We start from the raw sequence: 23,188 nt of genomic DNA, 5'->3' as shown, positions 1-23,188 counted from the left end.
CCTCCTACTTCTGTTTTACTCGTTTCGCAAATAACCATGTTAATGTAAATGGAATTACTACTGCGATTATCATCCCTACAATAAACATTGGAATCGATTTCGGAATGATAGAAATAAATGCTGGCAATCCGCCAATTCCGATTGCTGGTGCTAATACACCATTTAATGTAATAAATATCGCTGCTATAGCAGACCCAATAATCGCTGCATAGAACGGGAATTTATTTCTTAAATTCACACCGAACATCGCTGGCTCTGTAATACCGAAGTACGCTGAGATTGCTGATGTTGATGCCATACTTTTATCATTTTGATTTTTAGAAATCCAGAACATCGCTAGTGCCGCACTACCTTGTGCAATGTTAGAAAGAGCAATCATCGGCCAAATAAATGTACCGCCGTGCTGTGCAATTAGCTGTAAATCAATTGCAATAAACATATGATGCATTCCTGTAATTACGAGCGGTGCATATAATGCTCCAAATAATACTGCTCCAAGTACTGGTACCGTTTCATATACGCCAACTAATCCAGCCGTTAATAAATCGCCAATATGACGTGTAACTGGACCGATAATTCCTAACGCTAACACACCCGTTACAACGATTGTTGTAATTGGTACAACTAATAATTGAATTGCGTTTGGCACATGTTTCTTTAAGAAGATTTCAACTTTACTTAATACGAATGCTGCTACTAAAATGGGTAAAATTTGACCTTGATACCCTACCTTTTCAATTTGGAATAGCCCTAAAATATCGAAGTACTCAATCTTTTGTCCCTCTAAACCAGTCGCTGCTTTTCCATAATCCCACGCGTTTAATAAGGCCGGATGCACAAGCATTAATCCCATAACAATCCCTAGTATTGGACTACCACCAAAGCGCTTCGTTGCTGACCAACCAACAAGTGCCGGTAAGAATACGAATGCTGTATTGGCCATCATATTAATTAAATCCCAAAGCCCACCTAAGTTCGGATATACTTCTAATAAATTTTTCCCATCAAAAAATAAGTCCTTTGCCCCTAACAGGTTATTAATCCCCATTAGTAAACCTGCCGTAATAATTGCTGGCAAAATCGGCATAAATACATCTGAAAATACTTTTACAAACTTTTGAACTGGATTTAATTTTTTATCCCCTGAACCTTTTACGTCAGCTACTGTCGATTCTTCCATACCTGCAAGCGTTATCAATTCAGCGTATACTCGATCGACATCACCTGGACCAATTACAATTTGAAATACCCCAGCGTTATGAAACGCTCCCTTTACTAATGAAACAGACTGCAATTTATCATTATCTATTTTACTTTCATCTTTTAAAGCGATACGGAGCCTCGTTACACAGTGCGCAGCTTGTTCAATATTGTCTTTCCCACCAATATACTGCAACACTTCTTCTGCTATTTTACGATAGTCTTTCCCCATATTCCCGTCCCTCTTTTCTTTTTTTGATACCGTTTACACTTACATATTAACTCGTATATATAAGTTAGTCAACACTCGTATATATAAGTTGATGATTTTTTTATAAATAAAGAGATGGAACGATTATTTCGCTCCATCTCTTTATTTTCTTCGCGCCACATCTGAAAAGTGAAAAATATCTAAACGGTGACGTGATTCCGTATATTCGAACTGACTCCCATCGTATAAATGAGTAAAGTTTTTTACAACGACAACGTAGTCTGTCCCATTTAAATCTAAATACTTGCGGTCATCCTCTGTACATGGTTGCACTTCAATTACCCGCTGTGAATAGCTAATATGTAGCCCTAATTCTTTCTCAATGTATTTATAAATCGATGCAGTTGCAATTTCTCTCGTTAATCCTGGAATATACTCCGATACAAAATGGTTTATATCTAAAATTACTTTTTCTCCATCAATATTTCGTACGCGTTTAATATGATTTATTTCCGTTTTTTCTTTCACATTTAATAACTTTGCTACATCTTTCGTCGCTTTCATTTTCTCTATTTCCACGACTTCTGTAATACAGTAACGTCCTAAACGTTCATTTTCTTCTTGAAAACTTACAATACCACCAAAGTTAAATTCAATGTTTTTGCGCTTTAATACAAAAACACCTTTTCCGTGTATTTTTTGAACATATCCACGCTCTTGCAATAAATCTACAGCTTTTCTTACAGTACCCCGGCTTGCCTCGTACTGCTTCATTAATTCCGTTTCTGATGGAATTTTGCATCCTTCTTTTAATTGTTTATTATCAATAGACTTGCTGATTTCTGTATAAATTTGTTCATACTTACTCATCATCTACAATAGCCCCTTGTCACCTTCTAGTTCTATATGTATTATACCACGCTATACTCTTCTGCCAATCTCTCACTTATTTTCCAGTACAAGAAAACTATGGGTAAATATTTAGTCTCTAAAACGTATTTTTATAAATTTTTTTATATTTTTCTTTTCATTCAAAAAAACATGTAGTATACTAACTTCAAAATCAGAGGAGAAAGGGAGCAAAGAACTATGCTTACTTATACAACAATTGTAGTTACATTTGCACAAAAACATCATCATCATACGTAACCCTTGAAACCTAGCGGAAAAATTACGCGTAGGTACAAGGGTTATTCCCGTTGTACCTACGTTAGGCGAAGAGCCATGTAGGTATTTTTTATCTACATGGCTCTTTTTTTATTGCCAAAAAGCTAGTAAAAAATGATGTTTAAGCAAATCTTACTACAAAGGAGTTAACAAAAATGGAAACGAAAAAATGGGGATTATGGGTTTTAACAGCTTTTGTTATCGGGAATATGGTTGGCGGTGGCGTATTTATGCTCCCAGCAAATTTAGCACACGTATCAGGTCCAATGGGATCTACACTGGCATGGAGTATTACAGGACTTGGTGTATTTATGATTGCACTCGTATTTGGAAATTTAGCAATTCGTAAACCAGAATTAAAAGCAGGACCACAAAGTTACGCCCAAGCAATGTTTACTTCTCAAAAGACAGGTAAAGTTGCAGGATATAGTATGGCTTGGGGATACTGGGCTGCTAACTGGGCTGCTACAGCATCTGTTATTATTTCCTTTGCTGGATATTTATCAACATTTTTTCCAGTTTTACAAAGTAAGCAAATTCTCTTTTCAATAAATGGATTTTCACTAGAACTAGGAAAAGGGTTAACTTTTCTAGTATGTAGCCTTATGTTATGGGGAATTCAATATATTCTTTCTCAAAATATTGATCGAGCTGGAAATATGAATCTTCTTGCTACCATTGCAAAAATTATCGGATTTACAATGTTTATTGTGATTACATTATTCATTTTCAACGCCTCTAATTTCGGAGACGGTCAAACATTTATGAATGAAGCTGGACAACCTATTTCGTTGGGTGGACAAATAAATTCCGCTGCTATTGCAACACTTTGGGCGTTTATCGGTATTGAGTCAGCAGTTATGCTCTCTAACCGTGCAAAATCTCAGCACGATGTTAAGAAAGCTACGATTTTCGGATTAATCATCGCTCTTCTTATTTACATGGCAATTACTCTACTAACAATGGGCGCTCTTCCACAAGACGCTTTAAAAGAGTCTCAAAAACCATTAGTAGATGCATTAAATTTAGCAATTGGTACTAAAGGTGCTTATATAATGGCCTTACTTGCACTCGTATCTTTATTCGGCTCTACTGTAGGATGGATCGTTGTTAGCTCAGAAGTACCTTACCAGGCTGCTAAAAATGGACTTTTCCCTAAGTTTTTCAGTAAAACAAATAAAAAAGGTAGTCCTTCAAAATCATTATTTATTACAAATGTGATGACGCAAATTTTCTTATTCTCAACGATTTCTGGTACTGTTTCAGAAGCATATAATTTCGCTATTGTTGTAGCGACATTAGCATATTTAATCCCGTACCTTGTTTCTACCTTGTATCAGTTAAAATTAGTTATTACGGGGGAAACGTATGATATAATGCCGGGATCTCGAATAAAAGATGGAATCATTACTGCATTAGCATTTTTATATTCCATATGGGTTATTAAAACGGGAACTGCTGATTTAAAAACATTCTTCTTAGGCATTGGTTTGTTTGTATTAGGTCTTATTCTTTATCCAGTTTTAATGAAAGATTCACAAAAAAAACAATAAAAAAGAGAAGCTTTTCGCTTCTCTTTTTTTATTAAAAATCAGTTAATAACTTTTCTTTTAGTTCCCCTATATCTAACGGTTTCGCATAATAAAAACCTTGTACAAAGTCGCAACTCATTGATTTTAATAAACTTTCTTGTTCTACCGTTTCTACCCCTTCAGCAACCACTAATAAATTTAAACTATGGGCGATTTCAATAACCGATTTTACAATCGTTCGCTCTGGTTGTGCATGATCATAATGAAACTCACGAATAAAATTACGATCAATTTTCACAATATCAAGTGGTAGTTGTTTTAAATAATATAATGAGGAATACCCTGTTCCGAAATCGTCTAAAGCGATTAAAATTCCCATACTTCTTAATTCTTGTAATGTAGCAATAATATAATCAAAATGACGTACAGCTATACTTTCTGTTATTTCTAATATTAAACGATTTGGCGGAAACCCTGTTCGCTTCAATATACTACGAACAGATAAAATAAATCGCTTTTGCATCAATTGTTGTATTGATAAATTAACAGATAACTTCAGTCCCTCTTGATAATCTGGTAAAGTTTTAAACAGTCGACATGACTTTTCTAGTACCCAGTCTCCTAGTTTTATAATAAGTCCACACTCTTCAGCTACAGGGATAAATTCACTTGGTGAAATAGGACCTTCTTCTGTCTTACAGCGTACTAAAGCCTCAATACCAGTACATTTCTTTGTTTTCAAATCAATAATGGGTTGTAATGCCACTTTTAATTCTTCGTCACGAATCGCTTTTTGCAAAGCAAATTCTATTTTCATTCTACGGTTTATTTTCGCACGTAATTCATCTGTAAAGAAGCACGCCGCATTTCTTCCTTGCTCTTTCGCACTATACATGGCTAAATCCGAATTTTTTAATAACGTTTCAACGTCTTTTCCATCTTGCGGATAGGAACAAAGTCCTAGACTAGCTGAAATATATACTTCATGACCTTCAAGCATAAATGGCGCTTGAAAGCATGATAACACGGATGTCGCTAACTGCCTCATCTCATCATTTGTATGAGTTTTTGTTAACAGCACAAATTCGTCGCCACCAAGCCTAGCCAGAACATCTTTCTCTCCTAGCACATAATGCAACCGTGAAGCAACTTCGCTTAAAAGTAAATCTCCTATCATATGACCTAACGTATCATTCACTAATTTAAAACGATCTAAATCAAAGTAAATCATGCCAAACTCTATTTTCTCTGCAATCATCTTATTTACAGTCGTAATTAACTGTAAACGGTTCGGTAAACTTGTTAACGCATCATGATAAGCAAGTTCCCTATAACGACTTTCGCTTAATCGTAATCTTTGTTCTGCTTCTTTCCTACTACTTATATCATTTCGAATTGCAATAAATTGATAAGGTTCTCCCTTTTCATTTAAAAATGGAACAATTGTTGTTTTAACCCAATAATACGTACCATCTTTTGCTTGATTTCGAATTTCCCCTGTCCAGACTTTTCCACTCAAAATACGCTTCCATAGGATTTGAAAAAATGCTTTCGGATGATATCCGGAATTTAAAATACGGTGATCTTTTCCTATTAACTCTTCTCTTTTATATTTTGAAATTTTACAAAATTTATCATTCACATATGTAATAAGACCATTTCGGTCTGTAATAGCAACAATTGAAGACTCATCTAATGCTAATTTTAAATCTTGCAATGAAGAGTCATATAATGCATGACCTCTTTGTTCTAGCATGCGCACCTCTCCTTGCTTCCTATCTGACTAAAACACAACTCGTTTCTCTTCATAGAAATAGAGATATTTCATTTTCTAACAATACGCCTTTACATAAAATGAAACTTTAATCAGTGGGGGGGGTTGTCCATCCCCCACTGATTATTAGCCTTCACCAATCGGGCTTTTATCTCCCACCTAACTTCCTCACATTCACCGAATTTTGAGGTGGGAGTCTTACTGCCCGTTAATGCGGGATAAATCACAATTTTTTTCTAAATAGGCCGATTAAAATAACATAATATTATTTATAAAAAAAAGCAATATGGTGCTGTTTTAATTATAGTAGAAGCTTCTCATCTCTCTACTTATCTAAGCTTATTATACAGTATTCTCTTACATTCTTTGAATTTGTAAAGTGACAATTTCATCACTATTAGCCTCTGCTCCCTACTAATACGACCTCACACCTAACCTCTTTTATTTCATTAAATGTTAAGATGTAAATCTAACTGCCGATACATAATGAAATAGAGATTAATATACAAAATGCAACGATTCACGAATAATAATATAAAGTGAAACTTTAATCAGTGGGGGTTTTGTTCATCCCAACTGATCACCAATCGGGCTTTTACGGGTAGCAGGGCTTCCACCTAACTTCTTTGTTCCAGCTGAATTTTGAGGTGGGGGTTTTACTGCCCACAAATAGCGGGATAAAGCCAAAATTTGCATTTAACATATTGAATCATAATAACAAAATATTAACATATTTTCACCTTGTTTTTGGAAATATTTTATAAATAAATTATTAAACTAAAAAAGAGGATATCCTCTTTTTTAGTTTAATACTGATATGGTATTTGCTGATAACCCGGGTATGGCATTGGATATGGTGCTGGGTATGTTACTGGGTACGGTGCTGGATAGTAGCCTCCACCTGCCGCACCCGTTAATGCGCCAGCTGTAAGCCCACCTAACATGCCTCCAGCAAAACTTCCTGGGAAAAATCCTCCGCCCCACGAGCCGCCACCCCAGCCCCATCCACCACCGTGATGATGATGATGATCATAATGATTGTGTCCTCCATGGTGATTATGCCCTCCATGGTGATTATGCCCTCCCCCACCATGATGATTACGATAATATCCTCCGTGATTTAGCATATAGTTCATTTCTCTTCCTCTCCTTTTCAATTTCCCTACTTTAATATGTGTTGTATGAATAGTAAGGATACTGTTAATAATCCGTATAGTATGGATAGCAATATCCGACATAACCAAACGCAGGACTAAGTAAAGCCCCTTCCAGGAAAGAATCCTCCTCCTAAAAATGGAGAATGTACAAACCCACCAAATGGAAGATCGTACATTTTATTCATCCCCTTTTCTATATAAAAATGTAATAATATACTGTATGTAGGACAAATGCGGAAAGCATGGGGAAAATGTCTATATTTTGTAAAAAAAACAAAACACTTTATAATAAGAATGTCAGATTACACTTTTTATATAAGAAGTCTATATTTAAGAAAGATTTGAGGAATTTTATAGAAATGAAGAAACCTATCGTTCAATTATTATTAATATTTACAATCGTATCTATCGTTCTTTTCCTATTAAATACATCGGTTATTTCGTTATATACGTTTGTTGGTGCTCTATGGTCCATCACAATCGTAGGAATTTCATTCGTTATTTTTATCGAAAATAGATCACCCCAAAGTACCTTAGCGTGGTTTTTAGTATTAGCACTTCTTCCTGTTATAGGTGTACTTTTATACTCTATTTTCGGGCGTAGCCGTTGGAGAAGAAAAAAACATCTTCATCGTTCAGAAGAACAAAGAAAGTTATTCCGCGAAATATTAGAAGGAAGACGACTAGAATTATCACTCACAGTCCCATTACATGAACGTTCTATACATTTAACAGAAGTCCTACAAAAATTCGGAGGCGGGCCTGCCGCAGATAGAACGACAACAAAACTTTTAACAAACGGTGATCAAACCTTTTCAGAAATTTTGAACGCAATCGAGAATGCAAAACATCACATACATATTCAATACTATATTTATAAATCTGATGAGATTGGTACAAAAGTACGAGATGCTTTAATACAAAAAGCAAAAGATGGTGTTATTGTACGCTTCCTTTATGATGGACTCGGAAGTAATACGTTAAGACGACGATTTTTACAACCTATGAAAAAAGCTGGAATTGAAATTGTCGAATTTGACCCTATTTTTTCAGCTTGGTTACTCGAGACAGTTAATTATCGTAATCACCGTAAAATCGTCATTGTAGATGGAGAAATTGGTTTTACCGGAGGGCTCAACGTCGGTGATGAATATCTTGGTCGCTCAAAAAAATTCCCTGTTTGGCGTGATAGTCATTTAAAAATAGAAGGAAAAGCATTGTATAAATTACAAGCCATCTTTCTAGAAGATTGGCTTTATGCGTCTAGTGGATTGAATACTTATTCTTGGGATCAATTTATGAATAGACACTACTTCCCAGGAAAAGAAATTCCGGATGCAGAAGGTGCGGTGCAAATTGTAGCAAGTGGACCAAGCTCAGATGATAAAAGTATTCGTAATACATTACTAGCTGTTATGGGCTCAGCCAAAAAATCTATTTGGATCGCTACACCATACTTTATTCCGGATCAAGAAACTTTAACATTATTACGCTTAAGTGCAATATCTGGCATAGATGTACGCATTTTATATCCTGGTAAGAGTGATAGTATTATTAGCGATCAAGCATCTCAATCCTATTTCACTCCACTTTTAAAAGCTGGTGCTTCTATTTACAGTTATAAAGATGGATTTATGCACGCAAAGATTGTACTCGTTGACGATAAAATTGCAACAATCGGAACAGCAAATATGGATGTACGTAGCTTTGAATTGAATTATGAAATTATTAGCGTACTATATGAATCAGAAACCGTTCATGATATTAAACGCGATTTTGAAGAAGACTTTAAACACTCCACTGAAATTAAATGGAACTCGTTCCAAAAAAGAAGTATCAAAAAACGAATATTAGAGTCCTTTATGCGACTCATTTCTCCTTTACTATAAGCAATCAATGTGATATTGATTGCTTTTTCTTTTATATTTCCCCCTTCTCCTTTTCTTTGCATACCATATTAAAACAAGTTATCATAAGATGTATTACTTTATGAAAATAATGTTAGGTGGGAAATACATGTTAGAACAATTTCATATACATTCTGATTTAAAACAGCAGCTTTCTACAATTCATGAAAAGAATAAACAAGAAGCTGGTGAAAATGCACATTTAATTGGCAAGAAAATATATAAAGCATCTGATAATAGCATTATTGAAGATGCCATTACAGCACTTTTACTTGGTAAAAACATTCTATTAAAAGGGCCAACTGGTAGTGGTAAAACAGTACTAGCGGAAACTCTTTCTTCTTTATTCCAAAAACCAATGCATAGCATTAACTGTTCTGTCGACTTAGATGTAGAAGGTATTTTAGGATACAACACATTACAAACAAAAGACGGCGCATCTGAAGTTACGTTCGTTAACGGTCCTCTTATGAAGGCAATGAAAAACGGTCATTTCCTTTATATTGATGAAATCAATATGGCAAAACCTGAAACGTTACCACTTCTTCATGGTGCGTTAGATTACCGTAAAATGATTACAAACCCATTTACACAAGAAGTTGTATACGGTGATGACGAATATCGCGTAATTGCTGCGATTAACGAAGGTTATGTTGGGACAAGTGAACTAAACGAAGCGTTAAAAAACCGTTTCGTTATTATTGAAGTTCCTTACATTCAAGGTGATACATTAAAAGAACTATTACTATCTGAATCAAAATTAAATGATGTTGCAACAATTGAAAAGTTCGTTGCATTCGCAAGCGATCTTATGCCTTTAGCTCGTGATGGGCGCGTAAGTGAAGAAGCAGCTAGTATTCGTGGCATTATCGATGCATGTGATTTAGGTGTATATATTCCTGTTATGCGTGCAATTGAACGTAGTATTATCGCAAAATTAAACGATGAAACAGAACAAATGACTGTCCGTGAATTAGCAGAAAGTTATTTCTTTGAGGGATAATTCATGAGACAAATTTTTAGTGACAAAAAAATTGATGCGTCGCTGTTTCTACAAATGGAAAACTTAATGTATGCTCTTCTAAAAGAAGACGATGCCTATCTTGAGTATGGCTATAAAGCATACTACGACGAAATTGAAAAAAAGGTTGTCATTAGTCACTTTTGGGATGATCGAAAAGAAGAGGATACAGTAATCGGATTAAAAAGCGAAGTGTTCTTAAAGGCACTTGGTAATAAACATTACTCGGACATGACTTTAATTCGTTCTTATGCGATTGAGTTACAAGAATCGCCGCTAAAAAAGTTTTTAACACAATTATTTGTTCTATTAGAAGATTTACGTGTTGAGGAAATCGTCAAAAATTTACGTCCTGGCACAAAACATATTTTTAAACGCCGAAAAGAAATGTATCGCAATTACTTTGGCTCACAAAATGAAATAAATCGTGTTCGTAACTATCACGGTGATCGTCTATTTTGTCTATGCTATCTTTCATTAACGAGTGATAAATATGAAATGTTTAATAATGAATATTTCGAGCAAATTGAATCAATTTTGCATGAAACATTCCAAGCTCGTAATACGGAAGATATTATGTATATTGTTGAGAAAATTCGCTATCGTTTAGAAGGACTTCTTGAAAGTGATATGCTTAATAATTATTTCGGACATGCACCGCTTTATTTATCTGTGATTGCAGATGAGAAAGACAGTCGCGCTGAAAAATTAGCAAATGATGATACGCAGCTCCTAGATGACGATGATAACAAAAACAAAATGGATGAAAGCTTCTCGACATGGCACCGTGAAAATAAAAACAATGAAAACGAGAACTTTTTACGCTTTGATTTAGAAAGCGGAACAAAAACAAATATGATGGGTGATACTGCTCGTGAATCAGAAGATGGTGACCAAGCACTTGGTTCTGTACAAGGTACTTCCCAAAAAAGTACACAATCTAACTTTGATGGTGCTGATACAGAGGAAGCAAGAGCGTCTCATGCTTCTAGCCAAAACGACGGTGCATACGGCAAGTATAATGTGGGAGCTTCTCATACATTTAAAGAAGCTCGCAAATCGAATCCTGATGAGAAAAAAGATTACCAAGCTATCAAATCAGTCGTTAATAAAGATGTAAAAGAATTAAAGAAAATTATCGAAAAAACAATTGAAAACAAAACGAATGCAAACAGTGATAAATATTACGGAAGGCTTCGTAAGAAATTCCTTCGTATTTATACTGAAAAGCAGCCGCGTATGTTTTATAAAAAAGGACAAGAATCACAAGAGCTCGACGTTGCATTCCAACTATTAGTGGACTGCTCTGGTTCTATGTATAACAAAATGGAAGAAACGAAGAAGAGTGTGGTCCTATTCCATGAAGCTTTAAAATCTTTAAAAATCCCGCACGCTATTAGTGGATTTTGGGAAGATGCTTCTAGTGCTAAACCTGAAGATAAACCGAACGTTATCCATGAAGTTGTTACGTATAAAAACTCAACGTTACCAAACGTCGGTCCAGAAATTATGCAACTTCGCGAAGAAGAAGATAACCGCGACGGGTATATTATTCGTATCGTTTCCGAAAAGCTTGCGAAAAGACCAGAAAAACATAAATTCTTACTTGTCTTTACAGACGGTGAACCTTCTGCACTAGACTATCAACAAGACGGAATTTTAGATACGCACGAAGCAGTCAAACTTGCTCGTAAAAGTGGTATGGAAGTAATCGGCATCTTTATCGAAGAAGGCGAAGCGAAAGAAGCGACTTATCAACTAATGAAAAACATTTATAACCATCACTTCTTAGTTGCAAATCATGCTGAAGATTTACGCCTGAAGATTAAACCATTGTTGAAGAAACTATTACTGAAGACGATTGAATAGAAAAACAGGAGCCCCGAGGCTCCTGTTTTTCTTCGTTAACTTACTTTGTTTCTGGTTGAAACTTGTATGGAATGGAAACTTCTAATAATAATTCGAACCCTCCATCGTAGTATGGGAATCGCTCATTCGCGATTTTTCTATCTACCCACTCGATTGCGGAAATTTCTCCTTCATCTTCTGCACGAAGTTCACCTGTTACTACATTTGCTCGGAATGTAAAAAATAATGCATGATGTCCTTTCTCTTCAAAAAACTTCTCATTTAATGCGACAAGTCCACTGAGTGCGGCAGTTAAACCTGTCTCTTCTTTCACTTCTCTTACTAGTGCTTCCTCTAGTATTTCACCTTTTTCAACAGCCCCGCCTGGCAATGACCAAACGTTTTGTTCTATATTATGTACCATTAATATTTTATCTTTTTCGCTATCGTGTATTAATGCATATACAACATCAACTCTTTGCATGTTGCTTTTCTCCCTTCCTAAAATAATTAAGAGCCAATTCCTAAGAATCGGCTCTTCCTATTAATTCATTACTAACTCAGATGCGAGCTTTTTTTTTAACTTAGCCAGCATATCAGTTGTCATTCTGTCTAAATCATATTCTGCTTTAAAGCCCCACTCTTTCATTGCTGCTGTTGCATCAATAGAGTTCGGCCAGCTATCAGCGATTGTTTGACGAGCTGGATCTACTGCGTAATCCATTGTAAAGTTCGGAATGTGTTTACGGATTGATGCTGCAATTTGCTCTGGTTCAAAGCTCATTGCTGTAATGTTAAACGCATTTCTATGAACTAGTTTATTTGGATCAGCTTCCATTAATGAGATGATTGCTTGTAAAGCATCTGGCATATACATCATGTCCATGTATGTTCCTTCTGCAATGTATGAGGTGTATGTACCTTTTTTAATCGCCTCATAATAAATTTCAACTGCATAGTCAGTTGTTCCGCCTCCTGGAGGAGCTACGTAAGAAATTAAGCCTGGGAAACGTACACCGCGCGTATCAACGCCAAACTTTTGATGATAATAATCACATAGTAATTCTCCTGCTACTTTGTTTACCCCATACATCGTAGTAGGACGCTGAATTGTATCTTGTGGTGTATTATCTTTTGGCGTTGATGGACCAAATGCACCGATAGAACTTGGCGTGAAAAACTTACAGTTTAATTCACGTGCTGCTTCTAATGCATTTACAAGTCCGCCCATATTTAAATTCCAAGCAAATAACGGATTTTTTTCTGCAGTTGCTGAAAGTAAAGCCGCTAAATGAATAATTGTATCTACTTCATTACGCTTTGCAATATCATGTAATTTTTGTCCATCCGTTACATCTAACGTTTCAAATGGACCAGACGTTACTACTTCACTGTCTGTTTCACGAATATCTGTTGCAATAACATTTGATGCGCCGTATACATCACGAAGTTTCATTACTAGTTCAGAACCAATTTGCCCTAAAGAACCGGTTACTAGAATTTTTTTCATTTTTCCCACTCCCCATTTGCAAGCTATTCAAAAGATGTCGTTACTTAAATGATACCCATTTCTTTCCCTACTTTTTCATACTTACGAATTGCTTCATCTAGCATTTCTTTCGTATGAGCTGCTGTAGGCATATTACGAACGCGTCCCATTCCTTTTGCTACGGTTGGGAATACGATAGATTTTGCGTAAACGCCTTCTTCATTTAGACGTTTACTAAATTCTTGTGTTAATACTTCATCACCAATAATACAAGGTGTAATTGGTGTCTCACTTTCTCCAATGTTAAAGCCAAGTTCTTTTAACCCTTGTTTTAAATAGCGACCATTTTCCCATAAACGATCGTGTAACTCTGTGCTTTCCATTAGAATTTCAATTGATCTCATACAAGCAGCTGCATCAGCTGGTGTTAAAGCTGTTGAGAATAAGAATGGACGTGAACGCACTTTTAACCAATCGATTAAGTTTTGTTTCCCAGCTACATATCCACCAATTACCCCAATTGCTTTTGATAATGTACCAATTTGAAAATCAACTTTATCAGAAAGGCCGAAATGTTTTACAGTACCTGCACCTTTGCCAAGTACACCTGAACCGTGTGCATCATCTACATATGTCATTAAATCCAGCTCTTCTGCAATTTCAACAATCTCTGGTAATTTTGCAATATCTCCATCCATTGAGAAAACACCGTCTGTAATAACCATTAATTTATTATAAAGACCTGATTCTTTTGCCTCGATTGCTTTTTTGCGTAAATCTTCCATATCAGAATGCTTATAAACGATGATTTTCGCTCTTGATAGACGACTACCATCAATAATAGATGCATGGTTTAATTCATCTGAAAGAATCGCATCATTTTTATCCATAACAGCTGAAATCGCTGCCATATTACAGTTAAATCCTGATTGATAAGCAATTGCTGCTTCTGTATGTTTAAACTTTGCAATTGTTTCTTCTAATTTAATATGCAAATCTAAAGTACCGTTAATTGTACGAACAGCTCCTGCTCCAACACCGTACTTATGAATTGCACCAATTGCTGCTTCTTGTAAGCGATTATCAGTCGCTAATCCAAGGTAGTTGTTTGAAGATAAGTTAATATATTCTTTTCCGCCAATTGTAATAATCGGTCCATTTGGACTTTCAAGCGGATCAATTACGTTATAAAGCCCCTTTGATTTTAAATCCTCTAAATTTTCTTCTAAAAAGTTTGCAAGTGTTTTACTAGACATCGTGAAGCCTCCCATCGTTCATGTAAGCGGATTATTATCTTAATAGTTCTAATAATCCCTCTACTAGCTTAACACGTTTTCAGAATTTATTATAGAAAAATAGTTTAAAGAAACCGCTTACAATTTTAAATTATAAATGATTCATTACAAGAAATCTATCATTTACTTTTCATATTTGATAGAATTAAAAAAATATTTAGGAGGCTTTTAAAATGGCATTTACTGAATCTGATGTATATAATAACGAATCGTTTTTAGAGCAATATATGCAGCGAAGATATCGAGAAAATAGTCCAAACGAATCCCTTGAAAAACCAGCATTCTTTCAGCTCATTGGCAATGTAACAGGAAAACAAATCCTCGATTTAGGTTGTGGTGATGCTAAATTCGGCGAAAAATTATTAGAACATGGATGCCACTCTTACACTGGTATTGAAGACTCCGAGCTTATGTATGAAAAAGCTAAAAAACAACTAGAAAATAAAAATGGCACCGTTCATTTTTTAAACCTCAAAGACTACACATACCCTCCTTCTACTTTTGATTTAGTAACATCTAGACTCGCCTTACATTATATTGAACACCTTGATATCATTTTTCAAAATGTGTTTCAAACTTTAAAAACAAACGGAACCTTCACCTTTAGCGTTCAACATCCCGTTATTACCTCTTCATTTGAAAGCTTGCAAACGAGTGGTAAAAGAACTAGTTGGCTCGTCGATGATTATTTCGAAACAGGAAAACGAGTTGAGCCATGGATTGATCAAGAAGTTATTAAATATCACCGGACTACGGAAGAATATTTTACATTATTACAACAAGCCGGATTTACGATTACAAGCTTAAAAGAAGCTACACCAAATCGAAACTGTTTTCAAGATGAAGAAGAATATGAACGACGTTTACGTATTCCCCTTTTTCTATTATTTTCTTGCCGAAAATAAAGTGAAACTTTAATCAGTGGGGGATGTTCATCCCCCACTGATTATTAGCCCGCACCAATCGGGCTTTTACGGGCAGTTGATCCCCCAACCAGCTTCTTTGCTTTCGCTGGATTTTGAGATGGGGATCTTACTGCCCGTTAATGCGGGGTAAAAAAGACGATGAATCCTCATCGTCTTTTTTCGTTATCTCATCGCCTGAACAGCCTCTTTAAGTACACGTCTTCCTCTTCCATGCGGGATACAGAGCGGTGTCCCAAATAACGGATCAGCGCTTATTTGACACTCCATACGGAATACATCCCGAACTAACTTCTGGTCAATAACTTCTTCTGGTTTACCTTGCGCATATATTTGTTTATCTTGAATAGCTACAATGTTGTCTGCATAACGACATGCCAAATTTAAATCGTGCAATACCATAACAATCGTTCTTTGCTCTGTTTCATTTAATTCGAATAATAAATCTAACACTTCAATTTGGTGCGTCATATCTAAATATGTAGTCGGCTCATCAAGCAAAATAATATCTGTATCTTGTGCAAGGGTCATTGCAATCCAAGCACGTTGACGTTGTCCACCTGAAAGGGCATGAACATCACGCTCAGCAAATTCTGTCATACCCGTTGCAGCAAGCGCTTTTTGTACCATTTCCTCATCTTTTTCGGACCATTGCTTCAGCCATGTTTGATATGGATAACGTCCTTGCTTTACAAGTTGTAATACCGTAAGTCCTTCCGGTGCTTGTGGCCCTTGCGGTAAAATCGCCATTTGACGAGCGATTTGCTTCGTTTGCATACTTTGAATTGCTTGATTATCTAACAAAATGTCACCGGTTGTTGGCTTTAATAATCTAGCTAGTGAACGTAATAAAGTTGATTTCCCACAACCGTTAGAACCGATGAAGATTGTAATTTCCCCTTTTGGAATTTCTAAATTCAGCTCATCAATAATAATCGTTTCACCATACGACAGCGTCAAGCGTTTCGTCTCCAATGCTTTTTGCATATTCATCTCCCTTTATGAATTCCGACTTTTATAAAGTAAATAAATAAAATAAGGTGCACCAATTGCTGATGTAAATACCCCTGCTGGAATTTCAAGTGGTGTGAAAACTGTACGCCCAATTAAATCTGCAGCGAGTACTAGAATTGCACCGATAATCGCCGCAACTGGGAGCAATGCACCGTAGAAAGAACCAACTAATCTTCGCGAAATATGAGGTGCCATTAAACCAACAAATCCAATTCCTCCTGCAAAGGCAACTGCCCCGCCAATTAAAGCTGTACTAAGTAACAACATAAATACACGCGACTTCGTTAAAGGAACACCAAGTCCCACTGCTATATCATCCCCTAGCTCTTGTGCATTTAAATGTCTCGCAGCGATAAATGATATTGTCGTTAAAATGAGAACCCACGGCGCAAGTACCATAACATTTTGCCACGAAGAGCCATAAACAGTACCTGTGATCCATACATTCGCTTGACTTGCTTGATAAATTGGTGCTAACAACATAAATAAAGTTGTTGCTGCTTTCGTTAATGCCCAAAATCCAACACCAATTAAAACAAGACTAATCGGTGATAATCCATCATTTTTCCAGGCAAATAAATATACAAAAAACGCTACAATTGTTGCCCCAGCAAAAGCTGCTAGCGGCATATAATGAATGCTTACTGTTAACGCATTGTTTTTATCACTAAATATAGCTAAAAAGAGTACAACTGCAACACTTGCCCCGCCCGTAATTCCGATGATATCAGGAGAAGCAAGTGGGTTTCGAACGAGCCCTTGTAAAATACAGCCCGCTACCGCAAGCGCAATTCCTACGAGGATAGCAATTAAAATACGCGGCATACGAAATTTATTTACAACCATATTTGACATCGCATCACCATTTCCGGTAATCGCTTGCCATACATCATAAGGAGCAATTTTCATATCCCCCATACCTGCACTCGCAAAAAATAATCCTATTAAAACAACTAGTAAACTCAATAAGACGAGACAAGCTCGTTTATACATTAAAAACGAGAGCTCGCCTTTTCCAATACGAAACGGAATATACTTCTTCATTTGCTAAGCCCTCTCTTACGTGCAATATAAATAAAGAATGGGGCCCCGATAAATGCTGTCATAACCCCTACTGGTACTTCTTGTGGCATAATGACATATCTTGCTGCTATATCAGCCAAGATTAATAGTATTGCACCTAACAATCCGCTATAGGGTACTCTCCATCTGTGATCTACCCCAACAAGAGCTCTTGCGAAATGAGGAGTAACGATGCCAATAAATCCAATTGGACCAGCAACCGCAACTGAACCACCAGACAACAGTACAATAATAAGTAACACGAATGATTTCATTAAAATCGTTCGTTGTCCGAGCCCCTTTGCAACATCTTCCCCCATCATTAATGTATTTACTTTCCCTGCCATCATAAAAGATGCAATCCAGCCTATTAATAAATACGGGAATACTGATTGTAAAATCTCTAACTTTCTTCCTTGCACAGATCCGGCAAGCCAAAATAACACTTCTTCAAATGCTTTTTCATTTAATACAAGTAACCCTTGTGTTAATGATGAAAATAAAGCGCTTATCGCTACACCTGCTAATGTTAACTTAAGAGGCGTTGTCCCTTCTTTTCCTAAAGAACTAGAGGCAAATACAAGTACTGCTGCAACTGCCGCTCCTAAAAAGGCAATCCATGTGAAAGCTGATAATGATGTCACGGAAAAGAGTACAATTGCTACAACTATAAAGAACGCAGCGCCTGAATTTAATCCAATAAAATCTGGAGAAGCAAGCGGATTCTTTGTTAAAGTTTGCATTAAACAACCTGCAATGGCTAAACTAGCACCAACACTTGCTGCAATTAACGCCCTTGGTAGACGCACATTTTGAATAATAATATGCTCATTTGAACCATTAAAATGGAAAAAAGCATCTAAAGCTAATTTCCAGCTCGTATTTGTATATCCGAAAATAATGCTTCCCCAAATACAAATAACGACTGCAATGATTCCAACAAGTAATCCAATCCATTTTGCTTGATTTGTTTTTAATAACATGCAGCGTTTCCCCTTCAATGTATAATGATACGTTGTAAGTGTATTTCAACTTAATTCTCATTGTCAACGATAATGAGAACTATTTTCAGTAATATATATTGACAATCCAAAGATAAAGGCTTAATATCATGCTTGCTATTGAAAAATATTCTCAACATGCAGGGGGTACATAATGAATTTCATGCAAAAGAAATCGTTTACAGTATTTGTATTTTTACTAGCTTTTTCACTTCTTTTAAGTGCTTGTGGAAAATCAAATAACAAAGAAGAATCAACAAAAGAAGATAATAAAAAAGAAATGATTACGGTTGAGCACGCAATGGGTAAAACAGAAGTTCCTGCCAATCCAAAACGTGTAGTTATTTTAACTAATGAAGGAACTGAAGCTTTACTCGAATTAGGTGTAAAACCAGTTGGGGCTGTAAAGTCTTGGACGGGTGACCCATGGTATCCGCATATTAAGGATAAAATGAAAGATGTAAAAGTTGTTGGCGATGAAGGACAAGTTAACGTTGAAACTATCGCTTCTTTAAAACCAGACTTAATTATCGGTAACAAAATGCGCCACGAAAAAGTGTATGAGCAATTAAAAGCTATTGCACCTACTGTTTTCTCGGAAACATTACGTGGTGAATGGAAAGATAACTTCAAATTTTATGCAAAAGCTTTAAATAAGGAAAAAGAAGGTCAAAAAGTTTTAGCTGATTACGGAAAACGTATGGAAGATTTAAAAGGCAAACTTGGTGATACAGTAAATCAAGAAATTTCTATGGTACGCTTTATGCCTGGTGATGTTCGTATTTATCATGGCGATACATTCTCTGGTGTTATTTTAAAAGAACTTGGATTTAAACGTCCTGGAGATCAAAACAAAGATGATTTCGCAGAACGTAACGTATCTAAAGAGCGTATTTCGGCAATGGATGGCGATGTATTATTCTACTTCACATTCGATAAAGGCAATGAGAAAAAAGGTTCTGAACTAGAAAAAGAATATATAAACGACCCTCTCTTTAAAAACTTAAATGCAGTAAAGAACGGAAAAGCATACAAAGTTGACGACGTTATTTGGAATACAGCTGGCGGTGTAATGGCTGCTAACTTACTACTAGACGACATTGAAAAACGCTTTGTTAAATAATTTCATTGTAACCAGCTCCCTCTTTTATGGAGCTGGTTTTTTCATTTCACTGAAGTGTCACATTATTTCATTTTGTATTTTTATTCCCGATATGTTATATTATAAAAGTAAATATAGTATATTTTCTCTATATCAGAATAAACATTTTAATCTAAATTTTCTGATTTATCACTATTTTACTTTATTTTAGAATTCAATTACTACATTTGAAAACGCTTATTATCTTGTTTTCAGGGAAAAATATAATAACGGTTGAAGAAAAATAGATTTTTTCATAAATTTTCTTGCTATTTCCATATAATTCTATTGACTTCTAAATATTTTGTGAATTAAAATAATTACATAAATATCCGTTATACAGGATTAGGGGGAAACAAAAATGGATACAGCTTTAAAATTAGACAAAGCTGGAGAACAACAATCACCAAAAAAACATCCACCAGGATTATATTTGTTGTTCTTAACAGAAATGTGGGAAAGATTTAGTTATTATGGAATGCGCGGCCTTTTAGTTCTTTATTTAACAACTGCTGCTGTTAGTGGCGGGTTAGGATTTGATAAGGCAGTCGCAGTGCAATTATATGGTACTTTTACAGCGGCAGTATATTTCATGCCAATTATAGGCGGATGGCTAACGGATCATTATATTACAAGACGTCATGCCATTACTCTCGGCGGAATTATTATGGCAATCGGCAACTTTGTACTATTCTCAATGAATACAAAAACAGGACTATTCCTTGGATTAATACTATTAGTTATTGGTAATGGATTCTTCAAACCAAATATTTCTACACTGTTAGGTGAATTGTATGGTGAAAATGATTCACGTCGTGACAGTGCATTTACTATCTTCTATATGGGTATTAACGTAGGTGCTTTCTTCGCTCCACTTATTTGTGGATTTTTAGCAGAAGATTTCTTTAAAACAAGCGCTAATGGCGTTATTGTTATGGGATATAAATACGGATTCTTAGCAGCTTGTATCGGTATGATTATTGGACAAATTGTTTTCAACTTATTAGCTCCTCGTTACCTTGGTAAAGCAGGAACAACAGTTGTCGGTAAAAGATCAAAAAATCAGCCTGTAGTCGAAAAGAAACCTTTAACAAAACAAGAGAAAAATCGTACTTGGGCAATTGTAATTTTAACTTGTTTCGTAGTATTCTTCTGGGCAGGATTTGAACAAGCTGGTAGTTCTCTAACACTTTATACAAATAAATTTGTTGATCGTACAATTTTCGGTTGGGAAGTGCCAACATCTTGGTTCCAATCCGTTAACCCAGCATTCATCGTACTACTTGCACCATTTGTATCTATGCTATGGTTAAAACTTTCTAAAACAAAACGCGGTGATTTAAAAGTGCCAACAAAAATGGCATTTGGTATGATTTTACTAGGTATAGGTTATCTTGTTTTAACATTAGCAGTTCTAAAAACTGGAAGTAGTGAAGCAGATATAACTGTAAAAGCAAATTTATTATTCATCGTTATCACTTATCTCTTCCATACAATTGGTGAGCTATTCTTATCACCAATCGGTCTATCAATGGTAAGTGCAATCGCTCCTGTAAAATTAGCATCATTACTAATGGGGGTATGGTTAGCTGGTACGGGTATGGCTAACTGGTTAGCAGGTAAACTTGCTTCCTTTACACAATCATTAGGATACCTTGAAGTATTTGCAAGTATCGGTATTATCGTTATCATCTTAGGCTTTGTACTTCTTCTCTTCTCTAAAAAAGTTGCAAGTATGATGGAATAACACACAAAAAGACGCTTCTAAAATTAGAAGCGTCTTTTCTATTACATCTCTTCTAAAGCCGTCACATCCACGTGAACCCTCTCTCCTGGGTTGGATACGTCATACACTTGAGCACTACCCTTCTGCTCATCACAGCTCTCAATCCATACGGGGACTCCCTCGTATGTAACATCAATTCTACTTGAAGAAGATAATATCTGTTTCACACGTTTTACATCCATTATATTATTCCTCCTTTGGCTTACAACACTCCTTTCTATCTTTTCATATCCCTTCAGAATATATTCCGTCAATTTAGCACTTCAACCGATAGTTTGTTTCTTTCTAACACGCTAATATATACGCTCTCAAATCTTCCTATTATTAGATCCTTTCCAAATAAAAAAAGACGTATATTTCACACGTCTTCTTTCCATAATATTCAAAAATTAAGAAAATAATGTTTTTACTACTTCACTTACTTTATCGTTATGAATTTGATAGTACACTTCTAACCCGCGTCTCTCAAAGCGTACTACTTTATTTTGTTTTAATTTCGTTAAATGCTGCGAAACAGTTGATTGTGGAATTTCTAATACCTCTTGTAATTGTGTTACATTACATGTTCCACGCTGCATCAGTTCCATTACTAAACGTAGACGAAGTGGATGAGCTAATGCTCTTAACATCTGTACGTCTTCTTCTGAAATACGACAGTCAAATTGGTTTTGGTTCATAAAATTCCCCTCATTTTCATTTTTTATTTTCTCTTTATTTATTTATATATCTGTTCTTATATTTCCTGTTACGACATAACTTTATCAACCTATAATGCTGAGAAAATTTTCCGACTTTTATCAGCACACAGTTCAAGAAAAAATCCCACCTGATTTTGAATATTATACTATATGATACAATAAAAAAGCAAAACAAAGGGCTAGCAATACTTTGCTTACAAACGTTGTTTTATCAGGCTTTTTGTTATATTTTCACCTTACTGAAATGTACAGTAATGATATTGTAAAATATCGTCCATAATTGATAACCTATCGTAAAGTAATTTGACCATATTTAACCACTTTGTTACGATAAAAAGGAAATTTAAGTAAGGAGGATGATGTAATATTAAAAAATGGTTTATTTTTGCGTTAATTAGCATTGCGGTTGGCTGGACCATTATCAATCACTTCCTATACAAAAAAGAAGATATAGCTTCAAAATCAAACATCCCCATTGGAACTGAAGTTGGCAATGCTGCCCTCGATTTCCTTCTGGAAACAACCACTGGTCAAGAAGTTCGTCTTACAGACTATAAAGGAAAAAAAGTAATATTGAATTTTTGGGCAAGCTGGTGTGGTCCATGCAAAATAGAAATGCCTGATATGGAAAAGTTTTATCACGATACTAAAGATATGGGGATTGAAATTGTTGCTGTAAATGCGACAGCTACTGAAAAAGACCCGAATAATGTAAAACAATTTCTTGAAGAAAACAAATATACCTTCCCCGTCCTATTAGATCAGAAAGGCCAGGCAAGTGCCACATATCAAATCATCAGCATTCCAACATCTTTTGTCATCGATACAAACGGTGTCATTCAATATAAGCATGTAGGACCAATGACATATGAAAAAATGAAAGAATATGTAAATAATTTATAGAAGCGTAATCAAATCAATTTGATTACGCTTTTTGTCTACTTTATGAACAAAATGTTACT

20 protein-coding genes are annotated in these 23,188 nt (G+C 35.6%); 8 read left to right on the top strand and 12 right to left on the bottom strand.

What is annotated here, in order from left to right:
• Nucleotides 1-4: 4 nt before the first annotated feature.
• Both treP and treR read right to left on the bottom strand, forming a co-directional pair.
• Nucleotides 5-1,432 carry a PTS system trehalose-specific EIIBC component gene (treP, locus tag MKX37_RS03170; protein ID WP_078422245.1) on the bottom strand — a complete coding sequence of 476 codons (1,428 nt, stop codon included), beginning with the start codon at nt 1,430-1,432 and terminating at the stop codon, nt 5-7.
• A gap of 141 nt (nt 1,433-1,573) precedes the next feature.
• Nucleotides 1,574-2,284: a trehalose operon repressor gene (treR, locus tag MKX37_RS03165; protein ID WP_002186933.1), complete on the bottom strand. Its 711-nt coding sequence runs from the start codon at nt 2,282-2,284 to the stop codon at nt 1,574-1,576.
• A gap of 449 nt (nt 2,285-2,733) precedes the next feature.
• Here treR and MKX37_RS03160 point away from each other — a divergent pair, with 449 nt between their 5' ends.
• A complete protein-coding gene (locus MKX37_RS03160) occupies nt 2,734-4,131 on the top strand; it encodes an amino acid permease (protein ID WP_002186932.1) in 1,398 nt (465 codons plus the stop codon).
• A 31-nt stretch (nt 4,132-4,162) separates the two neighbouring features.
• Here MKX37_RS03160 and MKX37_RS03155 read toward each other — a convergent pair whose 3' ends face one another.
• Complete coding sequence (locus MKX37_RS03155; protein WP_016126545.1) at nt 4,163-5,866, bottom strand: putative bifunctional diguanylate cyclase/phosphodiesterase; 1,704 nt, start codon at nt 5,864-5,866, stop codon at nt 4,163-4,165.
• 824 nt (nt 5,867-6,690) lie between these two features.
• Nucleotides 6,691-7,020, bottom strand: a complete 330-nt coding sequence (locus tag MKX37_RS03150) for a hypothetical protein (RefSeq protein WP_002125182.1) — start codon at nt 7,018-7,020, stop codon at nt 6,691-6,693.
• Nucleotides 7,021-7,400: 380 nt separating this feature from the next.
• On the opposite strand from MKX37_RS03150, the gene MKX37_RS03145 reads away from it, so the two are divergent.
• The 3 genes from MKX37_RS03145 (at nt 7,401) to MKX37_RS03135 (ending at nt 11,838) form a co-directional block, all read left to right on the top strand.
• On the top strand, nt 7,401-8,930 hold the full coding sequence (locus tag MKX37_RS03145) for a cardiolipin synthase (protein WP_002186930.1): 1,530 nt from the start codon (nt 7,401-7,403) through the stop codon (nt 8,928-8,930).
• A gap of 127 nt (nt 8,931-9,057) precedes the next feature.
• Complete coding sequence (locus MKX37_RS03140; protein WP_000892986.1) at nt 9,058-9,951, top strand: ATP-binding protein; 894 nt, start codon at nt 9,058-9,060, stop codon at nt 9,949-9,951.
• A gap of 3 nt (nt 9,952-9,954) precedes the next feature.
• Complete coding sequence (locus tag MKX37_RS03135) at nt 9,955-11,838, top strand: vWA domain-containing protein (RefSeq protein ID WP_002029726.1); 1,884 nt, start codon at nt 9,955-9,957, stop codon at nt 11,836-11,838.
• 40 nt (nt 11,839-11,878) lie between these two features.
• On the opposite strand, the gene MKX37_RS03130 is transcribed toward MKX37_RS03135, so the two are convergent.
• From MKX37_RS03130 to MKX37_RS03120, 3 genes are read right to left on the bottom strand one after another with little or no spacing between them, the layout of a single operon-like run.
• Entirely contained in the window at nt 11,879-12,301 is a 423-nt protein-coding gene (locus MKX37_RS03130) for an NUDIX hydrolase (RefSeq protein WP_002090992.1), read from the bottom strand.
• A 60-nt stretch (nt 12,302-12,361) separates the two neighbouring features.
• Nucleotides 12,362-13,327 (bottom strand): L-threonine 3-dehydrogenase, encoded by a 966-nt coding sequence (locus MKX37_RS03125; protein WP_002125175.1) that lies wholly within the window; start codon nt 13,325-13,327, stop codon nt 12,362-12,364.
• 44 nt (nt 13,328-13,371) lie between these two features.
• On the bottom strand, nt 13,372-14,562 hold the full coding sequence (locus tag MKX37_RS03120; RefSeq protein WP_000095918.1) for a glycine C-acetyltransferase: 1,191 nt from the start codon (nt 14,560-14,562) through the stop codon (nt 13,372-13,374).
• Nucleotides 14,563-14,774: 212 nt separating this feature from the next.
• On the opposite strand from MKX37_RS03120, the gene MKX37_RS03115 reads away from it, so the two are divergent.
• Entirely contained in the window at nt 14,775-15,506 is a 732-nt protein-coding gene (locus MKX37_RS03115) for a class I SAM-dependent methyltransferase (RefSeq protein WP_003187341.1), read from the top strand.
• Nucleotides 15,507-15,689: 183 nt separating this feature from the next.
• On the opposite strand, the gene MKX37_RS03110 is transcribed toward MKX37_RS03115, so the two are convergent.
• The 3 genes from MKX37_RS03110 to MKX37_RS03100 are packed head-to-tail and all read right to left on the bottom strand — an operon-like array spanning nt 15,690 to nt 18,583.
• Nucleotides 15,690-16,511 (bottom strand): ABC transporter ATP-binding protein, encoded by an 822-nt coding sequence (locus MKX37_RS03110; protein WP_002167083.1) that lies wholly within the window; start codon nt 16,509-16,511, stop codon nt 15,690-15,692.
• 12 nt (nt 16,512-16,523) lie between these two features.
• On the bottom strand, nt 16,524-17,582 hold the full coding sequence (locus MKX37_RS03105; RefSeq protein WP_002125167.1) for a FecCD family ABC transporter permease: 1,059 nt from the start codon (nt 17,580-17,582) through the stop codon (nt 16,524-16,526).
• Complete coding sequence (locus MKX37_RS03100) at nt 17,579-18,583, bottom strand: FecCD family ABC transporter permease (protein ID WP_002029732.1); 1,005 nt, start codon at nt 18,581-18,583, stop codon at nt 17,579-17,581. The genes MKX37_RS03105 and MKX37_RS03100 overlap by 4 nt, the downstream gene beginning before the upstream one ends.
• Nucleotides 18,584-18,755: 172 nt before the next feature.
• Here MKX37_RS03100 and MKX37_RS03095 point away from each other — a divergent pair, with 172 nt between their 5' ends.
• Nucleotides 18,756-19,724, top strand: coding sequence for an ABC transporter substrate-binding protein (locus MKX37_RS03095; protein ID WP_002125165.1), 969 nt, complete (start codon nt 18,756-18,758; stop codon nt 19,722-19,724).
• 379 nt (nt 19,725-20,103) lie between these two features.
• Nucleotides 20,104-21,489 (top strand): peptide MFS transporter, encoded by a 1,386-nt coding sequence (locus MKX37_RS03090; protein ID WP_003187347.1) that lies wholly within the window; start codon nt 20,104-20,106, stop codon nt 21,487-21,489.
• A 41-nt stretch (nt 21,490-21,530) separates the two neighbouring features.
• On the opposite strand, the gene MKX37_RS03085 is transcribed toward MKX37_RS03090, so the two are convergent.
• Both MKX37_RS03085 and MKX37_RS03080 read right to left on the bottom strand, forming a co-directional pair.
• Nucleotides 21,531-21,710: an acid-soluble spore protein H gene (locus tag MKX37_RS03085; RefSeq protein ID WP_059037725.1), complete on the bottom strand. Its 180-nt coding sequence runs from the start codon at nt 21,708-21,710 to the stop codon at nt 21,531-21,533.
• Nucleotides 21,711-21,917: 207 nt separating this feature from the next.
• A complete protein-coding gene (locus MKX37_RS03080) occupies nt 21,918-22,205 on the bottom strand; it encodes an ArsR/SmtB family transcription factor (protein ID WP_001075217.1) in 288 nt (95 codons plus the stop codon).
• Between the two features lie 387 nt (nt 22,206-22,592).
• Here MKX37_RS03080 and MKX37_RS03075 point away from each other — a divergent pair, with 387 nt between their 5' ends.
• Nucleotides 22,593-23,129: a redoxin domain-containing protein gene (locus MKX37_RS03075; protein ID WP_307838409.1), complete on the top strand. Its 537-nt coding sequence runs from the start codon at nt 22,593-22,595 to the stop codon at nt 23,127-23,129.
• Nucleotides 23,130-23,188: the final 59 nt, after the last annotated feature.

Origin of the sequence: Bacillus sp. FSL R5-0709, assembly GCF_038004785.1 — a bacterium.
Classification (GTDB): Bacteria; Bacillota; Bacilli; order Bacillales; family Bacillaceae_G; genus Bacillus_A; species Bacillus_A mycoides.
Note: the sequence above shows the minus strand (reverse complement) of the source record. Positions and strands in the feature narration are given on the sequence as shown.

What these genes read in the sequence shown, in the direction of transcription:
- MKX37_RS03140 (WP_000892986.1), top strand. Translation starts at nt 9,058, where the DNA reads ATGTTAGAACAATTTCATATACATTCTGATTTAAAACAGCAGCTTTCT.
- MKX37_RS03120 (WP_000095918.1), bottom strand. Translation starts at nt 14,562, where the DNA reads ATGTCTAGTAAAACACTTGCAAACTTTTTAGAAGAAAATTTAGAGGAT.
- MKX37_RS03095 (WP_002125165.1), top strand. Translation starts at nt 18,756, where the DNA reads ATGAATTTCATGCAAAAGAAATCGTTTACAGTATTTGTATTTTTACTA.
- MKX37_RS03145 (WP_002186930.1), top strand. Translation starts at nt 7,401, where the DNA reads ATGAAGAAACCTATCGTTCAATTATTATTAATATTTACAATCGTATCT.
- MKX37_RS03160 (WP_002186932.1), top strand. Translation starts at nt 2,734, where the DNA reads ATGGAAACGAAAAAATGGGGATTATGGGTTTTAACAGCTTTTGTTATC.
- treP (WP_078422245.1), bottom strand. Translation starts at nt 1,432, where the DNA reads ATGGGGAAAGACTATCGTAAAATAGCAGAAGAAGTGTTGCAGTATATT.
- MKX37_RS03110 (WP_002167083.1), bottom strand. Translation starts at nt 16,511, where the DNA reads ATGCAAAAAGCATTGGAGACGAAACGCTTGACGCTGTCGTATGGTGAA.
- MKX37_RS03115 (WP_003187341.1), top strand. Translation starts at nt 14,775, where the DNA reads ATGGCATTTACTGAATCTGATGTATATAATAACGAATCGTTTTTAGAG.
- treR (WP_002186933.1), bottom strand. Translation starts at nt 2,284, where the DNA reads ATGATGAGTAAGTATGAACAAATTTATACAGAAATCAGCAAGTCTATT.
- MKX37_RS03135 (WP_002029726.1), top strand. Translation starts at nt 9,955, where the DNA reads ATGAGACAAATTTTTAGTGACAAAAAAATTGATGCGTCGCTGTTTCTA.
- MKX37_RS03105 (WP_002125167.1), bottom strand. Translation starts at nt 17,582, where the DNA reads ATGAAGAAGTATATTCCGTTTCGTATTGGAAAAGGCGAGCTCTCGTTT.
- MKX37_RS03100 (WP_002029732.1), bottom strand. Translation starts at nt 18,583, where the DNA reads ATGTTATTAAAAACAAATCAAGCAAAATGGATTGGATTACTTGTTGGA.
- MKX37_RS03125 (WP_002125175.1), bottom strand. Translation starts at nt 13,327, where the DNA reads ATGAAAAAAATTCTAGTAACCGGTTCTTTAGGGCAAATTGGTTCTGAA.
- MKX37_RS03130 (WP_002090992.1), bottom strand. Translation starts at nt 12,301, where the DNA reads ATGCAAAGAGTTGATGTTGTATATGCATTAATACACGATAGCGAAAAA.
- MKX37_RS03085 (WP_059037725.1), bottom strand. Translation starts at nt 21,710, where the DNA reads ATGGATGTAAAACGTGTGAAACAGATATTATCTTCTTCAAGTAGAATT.
- MKX37_RS03155 (WP_016126545.1), bottom strand. Translation starts at nt 5,866, where the DNA reads ATGCTAGAACAAAGAGGTCATGCATTATATGACTCTTCATTGCAAGAT.
- MKX37_RS03090 (WP_003187347.1), top strand. Translation starts at nt 20,104, where the DNA reads ATGGATACAGCTTTAAAATTAGACAAAGCTGGAGAACAACAATCACCA.
- MKX37_RS03150 (WP_002125182.1), bottom strand. Translation starts at nt 7,020, where the DNA reads ATGAACTATATGCTAAATCACGGAGGATATTATCGTAATCATCATGGT.
- MKX37_RS03080 (WP_001075217.1), bottom strand. Translation starts at nt 22,205, where the DNA reads ATGAACCAAAACCAATTTGACTGTCGTATTTCAGAAGAAGACGTACAG.